18 protein-coding genes and 7 pseudogenes are annotated in these 20,038 nt (G+C 55.0%); 10 read left to right on the plus strand and 15 right to left on the minus strand.

The window, feature by feature from the left end; genetic code table 11:
- Positions 1-104: 104 nt before the first annotated feature.
- Together JCM15764_RS09565 and JCM15764_RS09570 are read right to left on the minus strand one after the other, a co-directional pair.
- Positions 105-992, minus strand: coding sequence for a tetratricopeptide repeat protein (locus JCM15764_RS09565; RefSeq protein WP_243688677.1), 888 nt, complete (start codon positions 990-992; stop codon positions 105-107).
- Between the two features lie 207 nt (positions 993-1,199).
- Positions 1,200-1,433, minus strand: coding sequence for a hypothetical protein (locus JCM15764_RS09570; RefSeq protein ID WP_243688678.1), 234 nt, complete (start codon positions 1,431-1,433; stop codon positions 1,200-1,202).
- 204 nt (positions 1,434-1,637) lie between these two features.
- Here JCM15764_RS09570 and JCM15764_RS22670 point away from each other — a divergent pair, with 204 nt between their 5' ends.
- Genes JCM15764_RS22670 through JCM15764_RS22680 form a run of 3 tightly spaced genes read left to right on the plus strand, consistent with a single transcriptional unit; the run spans position 1,638 to position 2,685 of the window.
- Entirely contained in the window at positions 1,638-2,156 is a 519-nt protein-coding gene (locus JCM15764_RS22670; RefSeq protein WP_243688679.1) for a cache domain-containing protein, read from the plus strand.
- Positions 2,153-2,437, plus strand: coding sequence for a hypothetical protein (locus tag JCM15764_RS22675; protein ID WP_243688680.1), 285 nt, complete (start codon positions 2,153-2,155; stop codon positions 2,435-2,437). Before JCM15764_RS22670 ends, JCM15764_RS22675 begins: the two co-directional genes overlap by 4 nt.
- Positions 2,434-2,685, plus strand: coding sequence for a hypothetical protein (locus JCM15764_RS22680; protein ID WP_243688681.1), 252 nt, complete (start codon positions 2,434-2,436; stop codon positions 2,683-2,685). Before JCM15764_RS22675 ends, JCM15764_RS22680 begins: the two co-directional genes overlap by 4 nt.
- Positions 2,686-2,695: 10 nt before the next feature.
- On the opposite strand, the gene JCM15764_RS09580 is transcribed toward JCM15764_RS22680, so the two are convergent.
- The 8 genes and pseudogenes from JCM15764_RS09580 to JCM15764_RS09610 form a co-directional block, all read right to left on the minus strand.
- Entirely contained in the window at positions 2,696-3,466 is a 771-nt protein-coding gene (locus JCM15764_RS09580) for an NADH-quinone oxidoreductase subunit B family protein (protein WP_054695087.1), read from the minus strand.
- A gap of 43 nt (positions 3,467-3,509) precedes the next feature.
- Positions 3,510-5,032, minus strand: a pseudogene (locus JCM15764_RS09585) (hydrogenase large subunit).
- Positions 5,029-6,460 (minus strand): annotated as a pseudogene (locus JCM15764_RS09590) (proton-conducting transporter transmembrane domain-containing protein). Before JCM15764_RS09590 ends, JCM15764_RS09585 begins: the two co-directional pseudogenes overlap by 4 nt.
- Before the next feature lie 4 nt (positions 6,461-6,464).
- Positions 6,465-7,102 (minus strand): annotated as a pseudogene (locus JCM15764_RS09595) (hydrogenase).
- Between the two features lie 2 nt (positions 7,103-7,104).
- A complete protein-coding gene (locus tag JCM15764_RS09600) occupies positions 7,105-8,013 on the minus strand; it encodes a respiratory chain complex I subunit 1 family protein (RefSeq protein ID WP_054695088.1) in 909 nt (302 codons plus the stop codon).
- A gap of 34 nt (positions 8,014-8,047) precedes the next feature.
- Entirely contained in the window at positions 8,048-9,055 is a 1,008-nt protein-coding gene (locus tag JCM15764_RS28095; protein WP_369412290.1) for a proton-conducting transporter transmembrane domain-containing protein, read from the minus strand.
- The gene (locus JCM15764_RS28100; protein ID WP_369412291.1) at positions 9,034-9,807 is read right to left on the minus strand and encodes a proton-conducting transporter transmembrane domain-containing protein; all 774 of its coding nucleotides are present in this window, start codon (positions 9,805-9,807) and stop codon (positions 9,034-9,036) included. Before JCM15764_RS28100 ends, JCM15764_RS28095 begins: the two co-directional genes overlap by 22 nt.
- Before the next feature lie 264 nt (positions 9,808-10,071).
- Positions 10,072-10,761: a PTS sugar transporter subunit IIA gene (locus JCM15764_RS09610; protein ID WP_054695089.1), complete on the minus strand. Its 690-nt coding sequence runs from the start codon at positions 10,759-10,761 to the stop codon at positions 10,072-10,074.
- A 401-nt stretch (positions 10,762-11,162) separates the two neighbouring features.
- Between JCM15764_RS09610 and JCM15764_RS09615 the strand changes: the two are divergent.
- A pseudogene (locus tag JCM15764_RS09615) lies at positions 11,163-11,885 on the plus strand (TerC family protein); the annotation flags it as partial.
- Positions 11,886-11,937: 52 nt separating this feature from the next.
- Here the strand turns inward: JCM15764_RS09615 and hflX are convergent.
- Together hflX and JCM15764_RS09625 are read right to left on the minus strand one after the other, a co-directional pair.
- Positions 11,938-13,595 (minus strand): annotated as a pseudogene (gene hflX, locus JCM15764_RS09620) (GTPase HflX).
- Between the two features lie 60 nt (positions 13,596-13,655).
- Positions 13,656-14,425 (minus strand): annotated as a pseudogene (locus JCM15764_RS09625) (enoyl-ACP reductase FabI).
- Positions 14,426-14,696: 271 nt separating this feature from the next.
- On the opposite strand from JCM15764_RS09625, the gene JCM15764_RS26405 reads away from it, so the two are divergent.
- Positions 14,697-16,040, plus strand: a complete 1,344-nt coding sequence (locus JCM15764_RS26405) for a GAF domain-containing protein (RefSeq protein WP_279384353.1) — start codon at positions 14,697-14,699, stop codon at positions 16,038-16,040.
- A complete protein-coding gene (locus JCM15764_RS29480) occupies positions 15,986-16,312 on the plus strand; it encodes an HD-GYP domain-containing protein (RefSeq protein WP_279384354.1) in 327 nt (108 codons plus the stop codon). The genes JCM15764_RS26405 and JCM15764_RS29480 overlap by 55 nt, the downstream gene beginning before the upstream one ends.
- Before the next feature lie 25 nt (positions 16,313-16,337).
- Here the strand turns inward: JCM15764_RS29480 and JCM15764_RS09635 are convergent, their stop codons facing one another.
- Both JCM15764_RS09635 and JCM15764_RS22685 read right to left on the minus strand, forming a co-directional pair.
- Positions 16,338-16,592: a hypothetical protein gene (locus JCM15764_RS09635; protein ID WP_054695090.1), complete on the minus strand. Its 255-nt coding sequence runs from the start codon at positions 16,590-16,592 to the stop codon at positions 16,338-16,340.
- 205 nt (positions 16,593-16,797) lie between these two features.
- Positions 16,798-16,947: a TSCPD domain-containing protein gene (locus JCM15764_RS22685; protein ID WP_243688682.1), complete on the minus strand. Its 150-nt coding sequence runs from the start codon at positions 16,945-16,947 to the stop codon at positions 16,798-16,800.
- Positions 16,948-17,180: 233 nt separating this feature from the next.
- Between JCM15764_RS22685 and JCM15764_RS09645 the strand changes: the two genes are divergently transcribed.
- Positions 17,181-17,603 carry a hypothetical protein gene (locus tag JCM15764_RS09645; protein WP_054695093.1) on the plus strand — a complete coding sequence of 141 codons (423 nt, stop codon included), beginning with the start codon at positions 17,181-17,183 and terminating at the stop codon, positions 17,601-17,603.
- 23 nt (positions 17,604-17,626) lie between these two features.
- On the plus strand, positions 17,627-17,953 hold the full coding sequence (locus JCM15764_RS09650) for a DUF2845 domain-containing protein (RefSeq protein ID WP_054695095.1): 327 nt from the start codon (positions 17,627-17,629) through the stop codon (positions 17,951-17,953).
- 18 nt (positions 17,954-17,971) lie between these two features.
- Here JCM15764_RS09650 and JCM15764_RS09655 read toward each other — a convergent pair whose 3' ends face one another.
- The gene (locus tag JCM15764_RS09655) at positions 17,972-18,373 is read right to left on the minus strand and encodes a response regulator (RefSeq protein ID WP_054695101.1); all 402 of its coding nucleotides are present in this window, start codon (positions 18,371-18,373) and stop codon (positions 17,972-17,974) included.
- A 143-nt stretch (positions 18,374-18,516) separates the two neighbouring features.
- Here JCM15764_RS09655 and ybaK point away from each other — a divergent pair, with 143 nt between their 5' ends.
- Both ybaK and JCM15764_RS09665 read left to right on the plus strand, forming a co-directional pair.
- Positions 18,517-18,999, plus strand: a complete 483-nt coding sequence (gene ybaK, locus JCM15764_RS09660) for a Cys-tRNA(Pro) deacylase (RefSeq protein WP_054695104.1) — start codon at positions 18,517-18,519, stop codon at positions 18,997-18,999.
- A 101-nt stretch (positions 19,000-19,100) separates the two neighbouring features.
- Positions 19,101-19,916 (plus strand): annotated as a pseudogene (locus JCM15764_RS09665) (SIR2 family NAD-dependent protein deacylase).
- The last annotated feature ends 122 nt before the right edge of the window (positions 19,917-20,038 follow it).

Below are 20,038 nucleotides of genomic sequence, written 5' to 3' on the forward strand. Positions count from 1 at the left end.
AAAGGCGGTGGCGGTTGGTTTGACCGTAACTTGATTGGAGTATGCCTCGTAGCTCAGAAGTGTGTAGTTGAAAGACACCGGCAGGGAGAACATCAACTGTGGCGTCAGGCGATAAGCGGGCGCAGGGTGACTCCCTGGGAGAGCTGACTGTATTCGTAACGCTTGAAGTAAGAGTTGTTGTACAGGGAGTACTGGCCATTGAAGAGCCATGGTCCCTTGGCAGGCATCTCATAGAGGACGCGCAGATTTTGATTGCTGCTCCAGTCATGGGGCGTGGGCAGGACGAGTCCCAGCACATCCTGGGACGGTTTTACCACCACGTTGTCGTCGTACTGCAGGTTTACCTCGGCAAATAGATGCCAGTTGCGAGGTGCTGTTGCCGTCAATCTTCTTTCATATTCTCGTGCAAAACCTGCCAGCTCGGATGAAGGGTCGCCGGAGATGACCGATTTGAGGCTTTCCTGTGCCTTGTCCCGGTCCCCCTGCTTCAGGTATATCTGGGCGATCTGGAAGTCCGCCTGCTGTGCCAAGGCGGGATCGATTTCCTTGGCCTTGATCAAGGCGGCCACTGCTCCTTCGCTGTCATTGTTCCCAGCCAGTACCTGCCCTTTCAGGAAAGCTACCCTGGCCGGTTTTACCCCGGCACTCTCTGCCATGGCAATGAATTTGCCCGCCCCTGCGAAATCGTTCTGCAGATAAAGCAGCTCAATGAGCTCAGGATATGCGTCAGAAACCATCGGTTCCAGCTTCAGGCTCATTTTCAGGTTGGTCACGGCTTGTTCCAGATTGCCGGTCTGTTTCAGGGCCAGCCCGAGATGGTAAGCGACTGCTGAAGACGTTGGCTGCTCCTTTTGAGCTGCAGCCAGAATTTCCTGGGCTTCCTCAAAACGTTCCGCCTGATACTCGTCGATTCCGCGTTCAAGCTGTTCCTGGCCTGCCAACGCGGTTGACGGCAGCAGAAAGACCATCAGCAATAACAATATACGTGGCATGGCAGCTCCTGAAACAATGTTTTGTCAGGGAAAGTTTTTCACTAAATTTTCTTTCCTGTCAATGCTTTTTACGTGTAGTTGCAATAGATTCGCGTAAAAATTAATTTTAAACATCGTTATTTTTGCCCCACCTTTCATTCATTCTCTTATGGTGGATGGCGTTTTCGGCGCTGACCTCGTCCAGTATACGCTCGGCCTCTTCTGCAGTCAGACCGACACTGGGCCTGACGCCCATCCAATGGGTGAGGTCGCCGCTGGGATTATCAAGGGGCTGTGGGATGGGGGGCCCGGTTTGAACCGGTCATTGAGAAAAAGGGCGGCCTCATATTGGCCATTTCTCATCACCAGCCGCACTTCTGCAAAAAAATCGTTCTGCAGCCGTTTCATGATGATGATGTCTTTCACGGTCATGTCCGGGGGCACGTCTATCAAATCAGCCATGGGTTTTCTCCGATTCTTTTGTAGAGCTTCGATAATTGTATTTATCGGCATGTGGTAAAGTGGCTTTAGTTTTTTGTCGGGGTGCCTGCGCAATGGCAAAGGGGGGGAAGGTTTTTCTTGAAATAGACAAATCACTACTTTATTATGACTGGCCAATGCTGATAGCGGTTAATCCCGGATCAGACGACGCAGCCAGGGGGGGCAATGGCTTTTAAAATAGCGAAAGTACGAAGAAAGCTGTTCATTCCCCTTGTAATGTCGATGGCGGTTTTTCTCTGCGGCCTCATCTACACCGTCTACCGCTTGCAGTGGGATCACATCCAGTCTGATACGGTGTTGAGGCTCGATGCTTTCCACAAGAACTACCAGAGCCAGATCCAGAACGAAACCGACCTCCTCAATGCTTTTCTCGTGCTGCTCAAGGAAGATGAAAAGCTGCAGAAAGCCTGGTTGTCCGGGGATCGTCAGGCCCTGCTGCGCGATGCATTGCCCATATTCGAAGGGCTGCGCAATCGGAGCCGGATTACCCACTTCTACTTCATTACCACCGACAAAATATGTTTTCTCCGCGTGCATAAGCCGGAAAGCTTCGGCGACCTTATCGATCTGACCACCGTCGACATTGCCGCCCACTTGGGTAAGCCTGCCAATGGCGTGGAAATGGTCCCTATGGCACTGTGGCGTTGCGATCGGTCCACCCCTGGTACATCAACGGCAAGTTGACGGGATACATCGAACTGGGTGAAGACGTGGAGCAGCTGACCGCACGTATCTCCAAGTTGATGAACATGGAACTTTTGTCGGTCGTGGACAAGAAATTTCTCGACAAGGGGAAATGGGAACAGGGATTGAGGATGTCGGGGCGTTATGGGAACTGGGATCAGTACAGGAACTATGTCGTTGTTTCCACCAACAATGATAGGCAGTATCCTGGATTGGACCGCATCCTGGAAGTTTCGGATAAGGACAGGAACTTTCTCCTGAGATCGGGCGGCGGTCGTTGAGTGGCGGTTTTGACGCATCCATAGACGCTGCAGGAAATATTATCGGCAAATTTGTGCTTTTTTCCGACGTGACCTGGGAAGAGAGAAGCATTTACGGACTGCTGTTGAGGCTGGGGGCGTTTACGCTGGTGATCTCCGGCCTGGCCCTGGCCTTCTTCGACTGGTACATCAGCCGCATTCATTTTCAGCAGGCAGTGTCACCGGTGGAGGAGCAGAATGTTCCGGAGGCTAAGGATCCGGAACTATGACCGGGGCGGCTTATTTCCCATCCTGAAGGCGGCCCAACAGCCTGAGCAGGCCGTCAAGTATGGTGAACGGGTGGGGAGGACAGCCGGGGATATAAAGATCCACAGGTAACAGCCCATCCACACCATTGTGCACCTCCGGCGAGCCCATGAAAGGCCCTCCGTTGATGGCACAGGCACCGCTGGCGATGACGATTTTCGGCGCCGGCACTGCCTCATAGGTCTTCAGCAGCGCTTCCCGCATATTTTCAGTCACCGGACCGGTCACCAGGATGCCGTCGGCATGGCGCGGCGATGCCACGAACTGGATGCCGAATCGTCCCAGGTCCCAAGCCACCGTTGACAGAACGTTCACATCCGCCTCACAGGCATTGCACCCCCCTGCACATACCTCACGCAGTTTCAGAGACCGACCGAAGAGGGAAAGCATTTTTGCTTCCAGCGCTTCGGTCAATTTCCGCTCTCCATCCGAAGATACGATCAAATCCCGGCGAGTTCTCGCCGCCAGCTTCTCATCGCGGCTGAACCTGATGGCTCCATGGGGGCACGACAGGGTACACTCCGGACAGAACAGGCATTTGCCCATATCCAGTGACAGGCAGTTTCCATTGCGGCTGATGGCGCCGAATGGACAGGCATCGGCACACAGACGGCAGTCGGCAGGGCAGGCCTCGGCGTTGAGGACAGGGTAACCGCGGAAAAGCTCAGGCAATTGTGCCGGTTCATCGGGATATTTCAGGGTGCGGTGTTTCTGGTGGATGCGGGCGAGTATGGTTTTAAGCATAATATCCTCAGCTAAAAATATCGTCGGTCAGATCGTTCGTACGTTAAAGGTCGAATCCGCAGTAGGACAGGTTGAAGCTCTTATTGCACAGGGGAAAATCCGATATCTGCTGGCTGCGCAAGGCCATGGCCAGTCCCGGCCAGTTATGGAAAGATGGATCGACAATCTTGTAACGACTGAACCTACCCGATTCATCCGTCAGCGCCACATGACAGATCTCTCCGCGCCAGCCTTCGGTCAAGGCCACGGCAAGGCTTTCTCTGGCCGGCGCCCCCATATGGGTAGCATGGCGACCGCTGGGCAACTGACGCAGCTGTTCCTCCAGGAACTCCAGTGATTTTTCCGCTTCCAGCCATCTGACCAGAGTCCGCCCGTAAACGTCTCCGCTTCTGGCGGTAACCACTGGAATCTGGCTCATCTGATAGATGCCGAAAGGGAAATCCTGGCGTGTATCGGTGGCAATGCCACAGGCTCTCGCTACGGGGCCGGTGAGGGCGAGTTCTTTGGCAGTTTCCCTGCTGACGGTACCAGTGGCTTCAAGGCGGGCAAGCACCGAAGGGGTCGCCCAGATAAGATCGACAGCGTTGGTCAGATCCTTTCGCGCTGCTGCCAGTCGCTGCAGGAGTTCGTCCGACTGCTTCCGGCTGCAGTCGAAGCCGGTACCGCCGGGGCGGATCAGCCCCGGCCGAAGCGACTGCCGCAAAGGACGGCGCTCATATTGAGGAAATCGCCCCTGATACGGCCACAGTAGGACGAGGTGGGAAGGTAGCCGGTGTCGCCGGCGATGGCCCCCAGGTCACCGGTATGATTTGCCAGTCGTTCCAGTTCCAGGCCGATACCCCGTAGCACCTCTGCCTTGGCCGGCAGATGAACATCTGTCAGAGACTCCAGGATCATGCAGTGGGCCCAGGCGTGGCCGACGGTGGTGTCTCCGGCTACGGTTTCCATCTCATAAAGGGTTCGTGGTTTCGGTCCGCCGATCAATGCCCCTTCCATGCCCCGGTGCTGGTATCCCAGGGCTATTTCCAGGTGGAAAACCTCTTCGCCGTGGCATTGGAAACGGAAATGTCCCGGCTCGATCACTCCGGCATGGACCGGCCCGACTGCAACTTCGTGGACTTCCTCCCCCTCGACCCGGTAGAAATCGGTGACACCGGGGAGGATGGCGCTCCTGTCGGCACGTCCCCAGGCATCATAACCGGGTCTGAAGGATTGGTGAAAGCGGAGCGGTTTGAACCAGGGGTGTCCTTCCGGTACCACCCCGAATTGCTCGGCGATTTCACGCTCGAAGAGGTTGGCCTGTGGACAGTAAGGGGTAATAGAGGGAAAACTGCCGCTGCATTTGCTGCGCATCACCCCGATCAGGCCGTCGGCTCTGGCTGTCAGCACAACATAGAGATTAAGCTCGGCAGGGTTTCCTTCACCGAAAAAAGCGGAGATTTTCCAGCCGTGGTCTGCGGCGTTTATAATGGCCTGGAGAAACTCCTCCAGCCTCACCTCGGGGACTGCGGCAAGTGGTAAGGACTCGCCGTTGTAAAACGTCTTCATAAAGGAGGTGTCTGTCATGGCCGTACCTCCAAAAGCTGGGCCGATTGCTGCAGGAGTGCTTTCAGCGGGGCCGGCAGCCATAGCCCCAGTACCAGAATGAGGGCCATCAGGAACAGGGGCGGGCCGACCGTAAGGAAGCTGTCACGATAGGAGGTCCTGGTGACGGCCGGTGTCATTCTCCCCATTACCACCGGCAGCACGGATGAGGCCATGCCGAGGAAGATGATGGCCAGGAAGAGCAGGAACAGGGCTCCGACCAGGGGCTGTTTTTGGCTGAAGATGCTGCTGACGATGGTGAATTCACTGAGAAACGGGCTGAAGGGGGGGAGCCGGTGATGGCGATGAATCCTGCCAAAAAGAGCGCCCCCGACCATGGCACCCGGTGCAACGCTCCTTTCACCTGCTCACAGTTCTTGCTGCCATAGGCCCGGTGAATATTCCCCGAGGTGAGGAACAGGACCCCTTTGGTCAGGCCGTTGTTGATGACGTGGAACAGCGCCCCGAAGAGGCATCGCCACCTATCCCCAAGGCTATGGCCAGGATTCCCACGTGCTCCACGCTGGAATAGGCCAGCATCCTCTTGAAATCGGCCTGCCGCACGACAAACACGGCGGCGAAGGCCATTGAAACGAGCCCCAGGACAATCATGGCATTGTGATAGAAGGCGGTTTCGCTGGCCCGCATGCAAACCTGGTAAACCCTGATGATGGCCAGGAAGGCGCAGTTAACCAGTCCCCCCGCCAGCAACGCTCCCACTAGTCCTGGCGCCTCTCCGTAAGCGTCGGGCTTCCAGGTGTGAAGGGGCGCCAGTCCCATTTTAGTGCCGAAGCCGACCAGAAGAAAGATGAAGGCCGCATTGAGCCAGGCCAGTGAAAGCTGGTCGGCCGAAGCGATCAATGGTTCCAGCAGGAGGGTAGCTTCCTTTTGGGCGACAACGGTAGAGTAGGCAAGGAAGAACAAGCCGAGCAGGGCCAGGGCGATGCCCACCGAACAGATGAGCATGTATTTCCAGGTGGCTTCAAGGGACCGGGCATTGCGGTTGAAATAGATGAGAGGCGCCATGGTCAGGGTGGTGGCTTCAAGGGCAACCCAGAGCAGCCCCAGATGATGGGAAATGGTTACCAGGGTCATGGCGGACAGGCAGACGAGAAGCCCCATGCACAGGACGCGGTTTGATCGTTCCTGGCGGTGGGAGAGGTAGCCCACCGCATAGACGGCGCAGGTAAGGAAAAGAAGGGTCTCGACGCCGAGAAACAGTTTGCCGATCGGGTCCAGCACGAGCCATCCCCCTGGAGACGGGGCGGGGGGGGCAATGAATGCATCGACGGTCAGGCTCAGATGCAGAGCGGCAAAAAGGGGAAGCACCAGCGGCCGGTGGCGGTTGGAAGGTATGAACCAGGCCAGTAGTGCGCCGACCAGTGGTAGCAGAACCAGGCTGTAAAACATCTACTTACTCCTTCAGTGCGGTCAGCCGCGATGTATCTATGGAAGAAAACTCGTTGCTGATGTGATTGATGACAATGCCCATGACGAAGATGCCGACAAGCAGGTCGAGAAGAACTCCTGCCTCAACCATTACCGGCATGGCTGTGGACAGGAGCAGGCCGAAGATGAAAATGCCGTTTTCAAGGATCAGGTAGCCAATAACCTGACTGATGGCTTTACGTCTGGTGGTCAGGGCGAGAAAACCGGTCATCATGGTGGCGATGGCCGCAGGGACGAAGAGAAGCCCCTGGTGCTCAGGCGCCAGCGGCAATTTGGCAGCGAAGACGAAGGCAAGGGCGGTGGTTATGGCACCGATAATCAGTGTTGAGACATAGCCGATGAAGGGCTCCACCTCCCGCTTGATCTGGATCTTGTTCATGGCGCCGAAAAGAAGCCAGGGGATCATCACCCTTTGGCCAGGATGATGCCGACAGTTATGGCGACCAGGTGCCAGGAAAAATGATGAATTATGCCGGGAAGCAGTCCCAGGACCACTCCTTGTACGGCAACGGCGCGGATGGCAATTGTCATTCGGCTTGAGCCGAGCACGAGGAAATTGATCAGCATGACGAACACCAGCAATTGATCGGCAAATATATTCATGGTCACCTCAGGATCAGCAGCATTGAAAAGCCGGAAAGAATGCAGGCTGCAACCAGCAGCTGGGGAACACGGATAAGTCGAAGCCTGGCCATTATTGATTCCACCACCCCGATGGCCACTGCCAGCCCGAGCATGAGCAGGATGAAAATGCCCCAGTCGAGGATGGCGTTGCCGCTTTTCAGGGGCAGGGCGATATTGATGAAGAACGCCCCCATGACGAACAGTTTCATGGCCGCACCGTAGAGGATATAGGCAAAGGCGGGCCCGCTGTGATCAAGGACCATCACTTCGTGGATCATGGTCAGTTCCAGGTGGGTATTGGGATCATCGAACGGAATGCGGCAGTTTTCCGCAAGAAGCACGATGAACAGCCCGCCGACGAGAAGAAGGAGTGCTGCGCCGGAGCTGAACCACATGGAGACCGACAGGTTGGACATCATCGGGGAAAGGGAAAGAGTGCCGCTCATCCTGCTCAGGGTCATCAGGGCAAAAAACAGCGTCGGCTCGGCGAGGCAGGCAAAGGTCGCTTCCCGGGCCGCGCCCATCCCCTCGAAGCTTGAACCGGTGTCAAGGGCCGCCAGGGTGGTGAAAAACCGTCCGAGGGCAAAGAGATAAGCAAAGAGTATCATGTCCCCGGCAAAGGCGATGGGCGCATGGTGGTTGCCCAGGGGGATCAACAGGGCTGCAACCAGGGTCGCGGCCAGGGTGATCACCGGCCCGGCGGTAAAAACCCAGGTGGTGGTGTCGCTGATTACCATACCCTTGCGGATCAGTTTTGCCAGGTCGTAGTAGTGTTGAAAATATGACGGACCGACCCTGCCGGCAAAGGCGGCCTTGGTCTTGCCGATCACCCCGAGAAGGAGCGGCGGCATGAGGATGATGAGCAGTGCATGGATCAATATATCGGTCATGATGAAACCTCTGTCCGGCTAGGCTGGCATTCGTCTAATAGGACCATGCCAGCAGCATCACCAGTGTGACGAAGATATAGAATACGTACAAATTCGGCTCGCCATGCTGCAGGCGGCGCATGAAAGAAAAGACCAGCCCGGCAAGCCGCACGAAAGGCAGCAGCAGTCTTTCGAGCACCGTTTCCGGGATGCGGCTGGAAAACCGCGAAGCAGCGGGGAGAAAGCCGCTGATTTTGGGTGTGGCATAGGTCGGCTGCAGAATGCCGCGGAAAAAGTGTACCAGCATTTCGGCAAAAGAGGTGGCGCTGTACTGAATTCGTGCAGAAGGTTGCAGATATCCGCACCCCCAGGTGGATGAGGGAACCGGAGGATTCATCTTCAGCCGCCGCAGGTAAAGCGCGGCGAGGGCAATCATGACCAGGGCGAGGATCAGGCCGCATGCCTCCAGGAGACCCAGCGGTGCAAGAGAAGAAACGTCCGTTCCTGCCGCTAAAACTGAGGGGAATATTGCCAGAACCGGAACCTTGACAAGATTGACGGCGGAAAGGGGCAGCAGCCCTATCCCCAGGCAGCATGCAGCCAGGAGTGCCATGGGGATGAGCATCGTCAACGGGGCATCATGTATTTCTGCCCGGTCCGGAGAGCGGTTGTGGCCAAGAAAGGCAATGCCGCAGAGCCTTACGAAACAGGCGAGTGCCAGACTGCCGATGAGTGCCAGGGAAAAGATGGCAAGCCCCATGCTGGCAAAGACCGGGATGTCGGTACCGTTGATGCCGGAGAAGAATCCCAAATAGAGGAGGTACTCGGAAATGAAGCCATTGAGAGGCGGCAGACCGCAGATGGCGACACAGCCGATGAAAAAGAGAAGGGCAGTGCGAGGCATCTGTCTGGCAAGTCCTCCCATGCGCGAGAGTTCCCTGGTGCCGGCAGCATGAATTACCGCGCCGCTTCCAAGAAACAGCAGAGATTTGAAGAGGGAGTGGTTCAGCACATGGAGCAGACATCCCCCCATGCCCATCATTACCAGGGCGACATTTCCCACTGAGATGCCGATAAGGCGGTGCCCAAGGCCATGGTGATGATGCCGATATTTTCAATGCTACTATAGGCAAGAAGCCTTTTCAGATCGTGCTGGCCGATGGCGGAAATGACCCCGGCCAAGCCGGAAATGATACCCGCTCCGAGAATGACGACTCCCCACCAGAGGGGCACGGGAGAGAACATGGAAAGGATGCGGATGATGCCGTAAATGCCCATCTTCAGCATTACACCGGACATCATGGCGGATACATGGCTCGGTCCATTGGCATGGGCAGCCGGAAGCCAGATATGGAGCGGCATGATGCCTGCCTTCATGCCGAAGCCGAACAGGGCGGTGAAGAAAATCACTGCTGCTCCAGGCCCCAGGGGGGACAGCGTTGCTGAGAGGGGAAAGGCAAATGAACCGGTCATCAGTCGAAGGATTATAAACATGACGAAAAGCGCCAGGGTTCCCACATGGGTGCAGACCAGATAGACGAACCCGGCTTTGCGCACCTCGTGATCCTCATTTTCAGCTGTAATGGCAAAGTAGGCGGAGACGGCCATCACTTCCCAGGAGATGAGGAAGAAGACGCTGTTGCCGGCGGTGATGAGCAGCACCATTGATGATGAGAGGAGCCCGAGAAAAAAGCCGAGGAGCCTGGAGGTGCCGGCATGCTTGACCGCGGGCCAGTAGCCGTTGGCATAAACGGCACAGGCGCCGGAAACAAGAAAAATGGGGATAAGGAAAAAAGCGGCCAGAGGTCGATCCATATTTCACAGGGGCCGAAGGGGAGGCTCCAGTCAATGACAAAGTGCTCCGTCATGCCGTTGACAGCGATAAAGACCGCTCCGCCCAGACCGCACAGGGATGCGAAGCAGGCAAGAAGGGTTGTCAACTTTTGGGCGACGGCAGCGCCAAGGCGTGGGAAAAGGCCGGGAACTCCTGAAAGGCCGGCGAGAATTGCCCCTGTCATGATAATACGTGCAGGGTCAATCATCTCCGATGTATTCATGGTTTATACTCCTGTGGGATATTCAGCGGGCGCTTCCACCTGCCAGTTCGCCTTCTATCAATTTCACAGCCGCGATAATCTCGCTCTGTGGCCCTTGGCGCTGCAGAACCGCCTTGAAACGCTGATCCCGCAGGATATACGCCAGTTTGGACAGAAGGTGCAGGTGAACCTTTACCGTGGGGCTGATGAGAAGAAAAATGGTATCTACGGGTTTATTATCAATGGCTTTGAAATCAATGGGATTGGTGAGGAAGCAGAGGGTGATCATGGCGGCATTCACGTGGAGCAGGATGGGGTTTCTCACATGGGGGATGGCGATGCCGTCGCCGATGGCTGTGGTGCCAAGGGCTTCTCTAGCCATGAGCACCTGGAGGATGTAATCTCGATCTGCCTGGGGAGGGAACTTGAGGAGAGAGATAATGTTTTTCAGCACCTCGTCCTTGGTCTTTCCCTGAATATCATGATGGGTTCCCCCCGCTTTCAGGACCTGGGAAAGATGCGGCAGATGTATATCAGGTTCTTCGGGTTCGGCGAATATTTCGGGGGAAAGGCTCAGACGCTGTTCTGTGGCCCATTCAAGAAGGTCCACCCGGTTCAGGCGGTATTCTTCATTGACCGTGCATGCCGAAATCTGGTCCTTTTTTATCCAGCGCAAAACAGTTTTTTCTGGGACATGAAGCAGTTTCGCCGCTTGGGAAACGGTCAGGAGCATGTCAATTCCTTATCAAACGCATTGGGGCAAATACTTGACAGATTTTGTAATGATATATCCCTTCATGGGGCAGATGTCAACTAATTAGGTGGAGTTTCCGGAGCGTCAAATGTGCATTGGTGCAGGTGCCGGCAACCATTCGAGGAAAAATCTTGACACCGAAAGGCCCATTCAATATATTCCACTGCTGTAAAGGGGAGTAGCTATCGACCGGTTTATGGTCGACCCATAGCCCGTCAATACGGTGGCGACACCCGGGCATGGGGCATTTCTTCTGCATGCAAGACCTTTATCTGAAGCGACCATCTGCGCCGAAGGTAAAGGTTTTTTTATTTCTTCAGCTTTTCTGATTGGACAAAATTGTTCAAGGCAGCTCATCTACCGGCAAAGGAGTTTATAAAATGGAATGGTTGACAGACCCACAGGTTTGGTTGGCGCTTGTAACACTGACGGCACTTGAGATCGTGCTTGGCATCGACAACATCATCTTTATTTCCATACAGGCGGGAAAACTCCCCGTCCACCAGCAGGAGAAGGCCAGGCTGCTGGGACTGGGCCTTGCCATGTTTATCCGGATCGTTTTGCTCTTCTCCCTTGCCTGGCTGATGGGGCTGACCGCTCCACTTTTTTCCATTCTGAACAATGAAATTTCCGGTCGCGATCTGATTCTCATTTGCGGCGGACTATTTCTGCTCTGGAAGAGCACTATGGAAATCCATGAAAAACTGGAAGGGGAAGAAGGCCATGCCTCGGCCAAAGGCGGAATATCTTTTGCCAGTGTCATTATTCAGATTCTGATGCTGGATATAGTCTTTTCCCTTGATTCGATCATCACTGCGCTGGGGATGGCCAACAGGGTAGGGGTAATGGTTGCGGCGGTTGTTGTCGCCGTCTTCTTCATGATGCTTTTCTCGGGAAAGATCAGTGCCTTCGTCGATAGACATCCAACCATAAAGATGCTTGCCCTCTCATTTCTGATTCTGATCGGGGTGGCTTTGATCGGCGATGGTTTCGACATGCACATTCCCAAGGGCTATATCTATTTCGCCATGGCATTCTCGGTGATTGTGGAGATGCTTAATTTAAGGATGAGGCGACAGGGAGCGCCGGTGAAGCTGCATCAGCATATGTGGCAGAGCAGTCAGAGGGGCAAGACAAATAGCTGTTGGCAGGACCTTATTCCGGGATCACTTGTCCGGCGCCGGCTGCTTCCTGAGGCCAGAACCGACGTTGCAGTTCTTCCATCAGGGGGTCCAGGCTCTTGCGGTCGGCAGCAGAAATAGCGATTGCGCTAAATCGTCGCGAAGCCTGGCGCACCTTCATGGCGGTCAAGGGATCCTTCTTCTTCATCTCGGTGAGGAGGTCCGTCTTGTTGAAAACCAGCAGTCTCGGTTTTGTCTCCAGCTCCAGTTCATCAAGTATTGTTTCCACCTGGGAAATGTGCTCCTCGAAGCGTGGGTTTGAACAATCAACCAAGTGGAGCAGCAGATCGGCATCCTGCAATTCTTCCAGGGTCGCTTGAATGCACCCATCAGCGACTTGGGAAGCGAGCGGATGAAACCGACGGTGTCGGTGATGATTACTTCCCGGTCACGGGGAAAGCGGAGCCTCCTGGTGGATGTATCGAGGGTGGCGAAAAGCAGGTTTTCAGTGAAGACATCGCTCTGGGTAAGGGTGTTGAGCAGGGTCGATTTGCCGGCATTGGTGTAGCCGACGATGGAAATGATCGGCAGCCCGGCCTTGACCCGTTTTTGCCGACGCTGGTAGCGTCCGTGGGAGAGTTCCTTCAGTTCCTTTTCCAGGCGAGCGATCCGGTCGCGGATCCTTCTTCTGTCCATTTCCAGCTTTGTCTCACCCGGCCCACGGCCGCCTATGCCCCCCATCAACCGGGACATCTGTACTCCCCGCCCAGTGAGGCGCGGCAGCAGGTATTTGAGCTGCGCCAATTCAACCTGCACCTTGCCGTCAAGGCTCTGGGCCCGCCGGGCGAAGATATCCAGAATAAGCTGGCTGCGGTCGATGACCTTGAGTTCGGTCATGGCGGAAATAGACCTTATCTGGGTCGGACTGAGTTCCTGATCGAAAACGAGAAGTGATGCCCCGAGCTGGAGAGCGCGGATCACCACGTCGCGCATCTTGCCTTCTCCCATGAGAAAGCGGGGGTTGAACTGACGCGGGCGCTGAATGACCGTATCGAGCACCTCTACACCTGCTGTTCTGGCTAGTTCCTTCAACTCCTCTATGGAGTCCTCTGCCTCATCAAGGGATGCCTTTGTTACCGAAATGAGAATACCCCGCTCTTCTCCCTTCTTCACCACCCTCGTGCCGTTGGCAGCTTGGTGAAGAGAGGACTCGAGAGTTTCGACAAAGCCGGCAAAGTCAAGCTCGAAGCGGCTGAATGGCTGCGGGCGCTCGGTTCTGTAAGGGGCTTTGCCGGGGGTGTGGGGGGCGAGGTAGGCGGTTTGAATGGAAAACTGCCCCTCCACCGGGGAGATCTGCAAGGCGGCTATCAGGTCGAGCCGGAGCAACGCCAGGTCGGTAAGATCGTCATCGGTCAGTGATTCTCCCTTCAGGTGGGTATGGATCAGGCGCAATTCCCGCAGGAGCTTCTTGCCCAGGGGGTAGTCGGAAAGTTCAGGGATGTAGAGCCCCCGTTCATCGCCGACGATGACGTATTCCACATCGCCGGAACGGTTGACCAGCAGCCCCAGTTGGCGTCGTATCTCCCTGGATAGTTCCACCAACTCCCTGGCAAGGTCCAGGGTTATTACTTCTTCCGGGGGAACGCGTCGGCGGTAGAGCCTTTCCAATCCTTTATGCTGGCTCGGTTTCAAGCCGGTGAGATTGCCATGCAGTTGTTTTATGTGAGTTCTCCCGACAGCGAGGAATAAAAATCAGAGACCAATTATATTATACCCGGAATCGACGAAATGTATCTCCCCAGTGACACCGCGGGCCAGGTCGCTGGAGAGGTAGACTGCCGCTCCGGCCACATCCTCCTGGGTGATATTGCGGCGTAGCGGCGCCTTTGATGCCACATGGCCTGCTATCTGGTTGAAGCCGCCGACACCCGATGATGCCAAAGTGCGCAACGGACCGGCGGAAATGGCATTTACCCTTACCCCTTCCGGTCCCACTGCTTCGGCAAGGTAGCGGATGCTCATCTCCAGTGCGGCCTTGGCGACTCCCATCACGTTGTAATTGGGGAACACCTTCTGTCCGCCATAATAGGTGAGCGCCAGGATGCTGCCGCTTTTCTTCTCAAGTAGCGGCATGGCTTCCCGTGAAAGGGCGATGAGGGAGTAGGCGCTGATGTCCAGAGCCATGGCGAAGCCTTCCCTGGTCGTATTGAGAAATGATCCTTTCAGTTCATCCTTATTGGCGAAGGCGATCGAGTGGACCAGGATGTCGAGCCTCCCCACTTCTTTTCAACCTTGGCCATGACAGCCTTTATGTCATCGTCGTTCCTCACATCACAGGGCAATGTCATTGCTGCATCGATACTTTCAGCGAGGGGAATCACCCTCTTGGCCACCGCTTCATTGGCATAGGCAAGGGCAACTTCTGCTCCCTGCTGCCGGAAAGACTCCGCTATGGCCCAGGCGATGCTCTTGTCATTGGCTACGCCGAAGATCAGCGCTTTTTTCCCTTTCAACAAACCCATTTTGCCACCCTCCTCAAATCTACTTTCAGATGAGGCCCTTGCAAAACTCCGGCGGGGCCGATGCTTGTTGCCTCACGCTCCAAGGTCAGGTCGACCCGGTAGGCTGCGCCGTCTCTTGCTTGCACCGTTCATATCGGCCGGCCCATCATGTTTTGTAAAGCCTCAGATTTATCTGTTATTTCCACAACGAACGGCGATATTAGTAAAAAATCACCTTTTTGGCAAGAAATATGGCCGCATTGTGGTTTAATAACATTGGAGGAGACCGGCTGTGGGTGAAAAGTTTTCCGAGATTGTGGAGGAAACCGAGAAGCGTGCCCGCATTGCCCATGTGGACAATGCAGTGCAGAGCCTTTGCCGGTTGCTGGCTAAAATGGTAGGCTGCAACTGGGCCATTGTTTACCTGCTTGATCGGGAACGCCGGGAATTCACCCAGGGACGTTCCTGCGATTTCCCCTCCGCGCGGCTCGACCTGCTCAAGGACATTCCCCTGATGCCCGGCAAGGCCCCTCTTCTGAAAAAGCTTTTACGGGAACGGGGCCACCTTCTTCCCGATGAGCCGGCTGGCGCGTTACTGTTAACGCCGCTGCTCGACCGGTTTAAAGAAGAGTCCAATCTGCTTGTGGTGCCGATGAGGGTGAACAATCAGATGACGGGTGTTGCCCTGGTCGCCAGGGCGCTGGTTCAGCAACCATTCAGCGGGGTCGACATAGATCTTATCAAGGATATCGTTGCCAATGCCGCACTTGCGGTCAGCTATTCAACCCTGTTGGATGAATCGCTGGATCTGGCCGTTGATATGGGCAGAAGGCTGGACATCATCTTTGCCCTGGATGAGATCAACAAGGCGATTTCATCTTCATTGAGCCGGGAAAAGATCATTGCTACGGCTGTGCAAAACATCGAACGGCTCATCCAGTGCGATCTGGTGCTCTTGTTTGGAACCGAAGGCGGCTCCATGCCGATCATGGCATCAGCCTGTTTTTCTGCAGAACTGCCCGATGAGCTGAAAACCGGAGCACATCCTGATTTGAGCGGGAGCTGCGTTGCTCAGACCTTTGCCAAGGGGGAGAGTTGCCACGTAAGCAGCCTGAGAAGCCTCGAAAAGCTGTCTTACCTGGACAATCTTCTTCGTGAGGCAGGAATGCAGTCTTTGCTGGCAATCCCGATGGTCAGCAAGGAAAAATCGAGCGGCGTGCTGTTGCTCGGCGATTGCGACACCGATCGTTTTATGCAGGATGACGTTTTTGCCGTGGAGAAGATTGCCGGGCAGATAGCTGTGGCGCTAGTGAATGCGAACCTTTATGAAGACCTGGAGAATCTCTTTATCGGCACCGTCGCAAGCCTGGCCAATGCCATAGATGCCAAGTCGGCCTGGACCAAAGGGCACTCCGAGAGGGTCATGCGCGTTGCCGGTGATCTTGCGAGGGCTCTCAAATTGGACGAAGCGACCATCGAAAGGGTGAAGATAGGAGGCCTCCTCCATGATATCGGTAAAATCGGCATAATTGAGGCACTACTGGAAAAGCCGGAAAAATCGCCGAGGACGATTTTCCTCCCATGCGCCTTCACCCGGAAAAGGGGGTCGCGATACTTGCTCCCATCGAGCAGTTGAAAGGGGTATTGCCCGGCATACTGCACCATCACGAACGCTACGACGGCACCGGTTATCCGGACCAGCTGAAGGGCGAGGCGATCCCCCTGGAGGCGCGGATCATAACCGTGGCGGATTCCTTTGATGCCATGGTTTCAGTGCGTCCATACAAAAAGGGCTATACGGTGGAGGATGCCTTGCAGGAATTGCAGAGATGTGCCGGGACCCAATTCGATCCGGTGGTGGTGTCCTGTTTTTGTGACCATATGAAGCAAAAGCTCAAGAGATTATAGCTTATCTCACCGCTCCAATTGTAGGTCAGTCTTCGGCGGCAAGTATTTCGGCCGGGAGGGTGGCAGCGGAGTCATTGGGCAATGGGGTCTTTTCAGCCTCCAACCTGGCCAGCCGCGTTTCGATTTCCCCAAGTCTCCGGTCAGCCTCTTCAGCCAGAATGAGAGTCCGGTCGACCTTGCCCTTGATGCTGAAGATGACAAAGGGCAGAATGAACCAGATAACAGTCAGGAAAAATCCGAGAATAGACGCCATCATCATAAAGCCGCCGAAGATTTCCATGCAGCACTCCTTCGTCTTGCGGATTAGCTGGTTTCCATCTGGAAAGGGTGCTTTTCTGCCCTGGCGGCGTCAATCTGCGGGCTTGCTTGTGCGACGTACCGATGTACGTCTCCGCACAAGCCCTTGATTTCCTTGCCAGAACAAAAAATCCCCTCTTTCCGGATCGGAAACCACTAGTTTCTCATCCGGAGGTTCCGGATGGAAACTATAGCAGTGCCTGTTCCAGTGCCCTGGCCAACTGATCCGGACATGAGGTGTCTCCCTGGCAGGCAATACCCTTAAGCCTTCTGATTGCCTCTTCAACGGCCATCCCCTTGACCAGTGCACCGACTGCTGGGTGTTTCCGGCGCAGCATCGATAAAAGCGGCTGATTGTATTACGCCGTTGTCAATTTCAATATCAATCCTTGATGCACAGGTGCCTAATGTATTATATCTTATCTGCATGCTATTTCTCCTTGTGGACATCAGGATATAGCTTTGACCGCCGAAAATGTCAATGTTGAGAATCAAGTTGCCTGTTTTAAATTGGAAAGTCCGGCAAACTTTGATAAAGATATCGCAGGAAAAATCTCACAGGGAGAGCTACATGTTCGGCTGGCTGAAGAAGAAGGATGGTCAGATACTTGCTTTCGAGAGCAACGCAGCAGCTTTCGACTATGCATGCACGAACTTGCCGAACAAGCTGCTGTTGGAATCGGTTGTCCCTGCCATGGTTGAAGCGGTCGGGGCCATTGGCTCGGAAGGGGAACGGAATTTTCAGCTTCGCATCGCAGACAAAACCGGCGGTTGGGAAATGTGGGGCTGTACCCTGAAAGGCGCGCCATCCTGCCCCGGGGTTGGTGATCTGGTCGGATTCAGAATTGTCAGGATCGCCTCAGAACTTCCGGCCGGCATGAATGTTATCGGATACATTGCGGTAAAGTTGGCGCCGGTGCTGGTTCCGGGCAAAGGCTGGAAAATTGACCGGTCCTATGTTCCCGACAACATAAAACAAACCATTCGTTTCTAATAACTTTTCAGGAGGAGTACCCCATGAACAAGTTTCTGTTTTTTCTTGCTGCCTGTCTGCTTGTCGTTGGTTTTGTCGAGGCCGGCTTTGCCGTCGAATCCAGCACATGTCGCTGCACTAATGGAATTGTTTCCACTGGCGATGCCATGGTTGAAGTGATCGCCAAATGCGGTGAGCCGACAATGAAGACCCAGCGCGAGGAGAAAAGGCTTGGGCCGGACAAAAAAGATTTCAGTATCGTCACCATCGATGAGTGGAATTATAACTTCGGTCCCAATGCCTTCATGTATGCCTTCAGGTTTGTAGATGGCCGGGTTGAGCGGATTGACAGCCTTGATTACGGATATTGAGCTGGTTTTAGGCGCCTGCTAAGCAAGTGCACTCAAAATAGCGTCTAATTCCGCTTTCTTGTATAGCAGTCGTTTATCTACAGCACCATGAAAACCATGGACGGCAAAATCCTGCATTACCGGGTCGGTGGGATCACCGCTCATGACGAAACCCTTTGCTGCCGGATCAATATCCAGCAAGCGTTTCATGGTCTCCTTGCCCCCCATACCCCCGGGGATGTTGAGATCTAGAAAAACAGCGATGTATGGCCTATCCCCCTTGCGGGCGGCAACATATGCTTCCACTGCCGCTGCCCCGTCGGCGACACAGGTTACATCATATCCAGCCTTGCTCAGCGTCTGCTCGGCGATAAAACGGATCATTTCGTCGTCGTCCATGACGAGGATCTTCCTTGCCGGTTTTGCCTCCGGGTTTTCCATTCTCCGCCTTTCAACCTGTTAATCGGGCCAGAAACGCTTTCTCTTTTGAATAATAAAAGTTATATTTTTACCGTGGCCGGTTGCCCGGAGCGGCAATAAGCTACCTGCAAAGATGTCGGTATGGAAACACAGGGAAGAGGACAATGTCAAAGGAAAAAATAGCGGTTACACCTGCAGTGCGCATGCTTCGCGCCGAGAAAGCCCAGTTCGTCCCCCATCTATACAATTACGAGGAAAAGGGGGGCACGGCCGTATCCGCACGAGAACTGGGAGTTGATGAACATTGCATCATAAAGACACTGATCATGGAGGATGACGCCAGGCAGCCGCTGGTTGTGCTCATGCATGGGGATTGCCAGGTTTCCACCAAGGAACTGGCCAGGGTCCTGGGGGTGAAGAGTGTTGCTCCCTGCAGCCCGGAGGTTGCCAATCGGCATTCGGGGTATCTGGTAGGAGGCACCTCCCCATTCGGTACACGGCGTACCATGCCGGTTTATATGGAAGAGACCATCCATGAGCTGCCACAGATATACATCAACGGTGGCAAACGGGGCTTTCTCGTTGCCATGGACCCACAGGAGGTGGTGCGGCTGCTGAAGCCCGTCCTGGTAAGGGTGGGGATATGACGGTGATTGGTGATTGGTGATTGGTGATTGGTGATTGGTGACGGGTGACGGGTGACGGGTGAGGGGTGACGGGTGAGGGGTGACGGGTGAGGGGTGAGACGATGGATGACATATTCTTTCGGGCTGCTGAAGCGATCAGGAATGCCGGGGCGCTGGTGATAACGGCCGGCGCAGGGATGGGGGTGGATTCGGGGCTTCCAGACTTCCGCGGGGATAAGGGCTTCTGGCAGGCCTATCCCATGTATGAACGGCTCGGCATCAGCTTCGTCGGCGCTGCCAATCCTGAACATTTCGAGCGGGATCCGCCTTTGGCTGGGGTTTTTACGGCCATCGCACCAACCTTTATCGCCAAACCGTTCCCCATGCCGGATTCTCCCTCCTCAGGTCCTGGATCGAGCGTTTCAATCTTGATCATTTCGTGGTCACCTCCAACGTGGACGGCCAGTTCCAGAAGGCGGGCTTTCCTGAAGACCGTATTTTGGAGGTTCACGGCTCCATCCACCATCTCCAGTGCACGGCCCCTTGTTCCCTTAATATCTGGAGCAACAGGGAGAGCATCCCGGTAGATACGGATACCATGCGCGCCCGCTCCATCCCGCGTTGCATGAGCTGCAAAGGGGTCGCCCGGCCCAATATCCTCATGTTCGGCGATTACGGCTGGATCAGTGCCCGCACCGATCGCCAGGAAGGGCGGTTCGAAGAGTTCCTGGATTCCGCCAGGCTAAAGCCCATGGTGGTAATCGAAATGGGAGCAGGAACGGCCATTCCCACCATCCGCCATCTAAGCGAGCACCTGCTCAAGGAAAGGCGTCACCCTTGTCCGCATAAATCCCCGTGAAGCGCAGGTTGCAGTCCCCCACCTGTCCCTGGCATGTGGAGCCCTGGAGGGAGTGACAGCCATAAACGGTTCCATGTGAGACCTGGAGAAAATCTTCCGGTCCTAAAATTACCTTGCCTTTTCCTCTTCCTGTGTTAAAATGCCCAAAATTTAGGCACATCCAATCAGTTCACCGGTTATCATTGAAAACTTTGCTTTCTC

It is taken from the genome of Geotalea toluenoxydans JCM 15764 (genome assembly GCF_001311985.1).
Lineage (GTDB): Bacteria > Desulfobacterota > Desulfuromonadia > Geobacterales > Geobacteraceae > Geotalea > Geotalea toluenoxydans.

Bases quoted from the DNA above. Each gene is read 5' to 3' on its own strand.
- ybaK (WP_054695104.1), top strand. From the start codon at position 18,517: ATGTCAAAGGAAAAAATAGCGGTTACACCTGCAGTGCGCATGCTTCGC.
- JCM15764_RS22685 (WP_243688682.1), bottom strand. From the start codon at position 16,947: ATGCTGCGCCGGAAACACCCAGCAGTCGGTGCACTGGTCAAGGGGATG.
- JCM15764_RS09655 (WP_054695101.1), bottom strand. From the start codon at position 18,373: ATGGAAAACCCGGAGGCAAAACCGGCAAGGAAGATCCTCGTCATGGAC.
- JCM15764_RS29480 (WP_279384354.1), top strand. From the start codon at position 15,986: ATGCGCCTTCACCCGGAAAAGGGGGTCGCGATACTTGCTCCCATCGAG.
- JCM15764_RS09635 (WP_054695090.1), bottom strand. From the start codon at position 16,592: ATGGAAATCTTCGGCGGCTTTATGATGATGGCGTCTATTCTCGGATTT.
- JCM15764_RS28100 (WP_369412291.1), bottom strand. From the start codon at position 9,807: ATGGATCGACCTCTGGCCGCTTTTTTCCTTATCCCCATTTTTCTTGTT.
- JCM15764_RS09600 (WP_054695088.1), bottom strand. From the start codon at position 8,013: ATGACCGATATATTGATCCATGCACTGCTCATCATCCTCATGCCGCCG.
- JCM15764_RS09565 (WP_243688677.1), bottom strand. From the start codon at position 992: ATGCCACGTATATTGTTATTGCTGATGGTCTTTCTGCTGCCGTCAACC.
- JCM15764_RS22670 (WP_243688679.1), top strand. From the start codon at position 1,638: ATGGCTTTTAAAATAGCGAAAGTACGAAGAAAGCTGTTCATTCCCCTT.
- JCM15764_RS09610 (WP_054695089.1), bottom strand. From the start codon at position 10,761: ATGCTCCTGACCGTTTCCCAAGCGGCGAAACTGCTTCATGTCCCAGAA.
- JCM15764_RS09645 (WP_054695093.1), top strand. From the start codon at position 17,181: ATGTTCGGCTGGCTGAAGAAGAAGGATGGTCAGATACTTGCTTTCGAG.
- JCM15764_RS09580 (WP_054695087.1), bottom strand. From the start codon at position 3,466: ATGCTTAAAACCATACTCGCCCGCATCCACCAGAAACACCGCACCCTG.
- JCM15764_RS09570 (WP_243688678.1), bottom strand. From the start codon at position 1,433: ATGGCTGATTTGATAGACGTGCCCCCGGACATGACCGTGAAAGACATC.
- JCM15764_RS09650 (WP_054695095.1), top strand. From the start codon at position 17,627: ATGAACAAGTTTCTGTTTTTTCTTGCTGCCTGTCTGCTTGTCGTTGGT.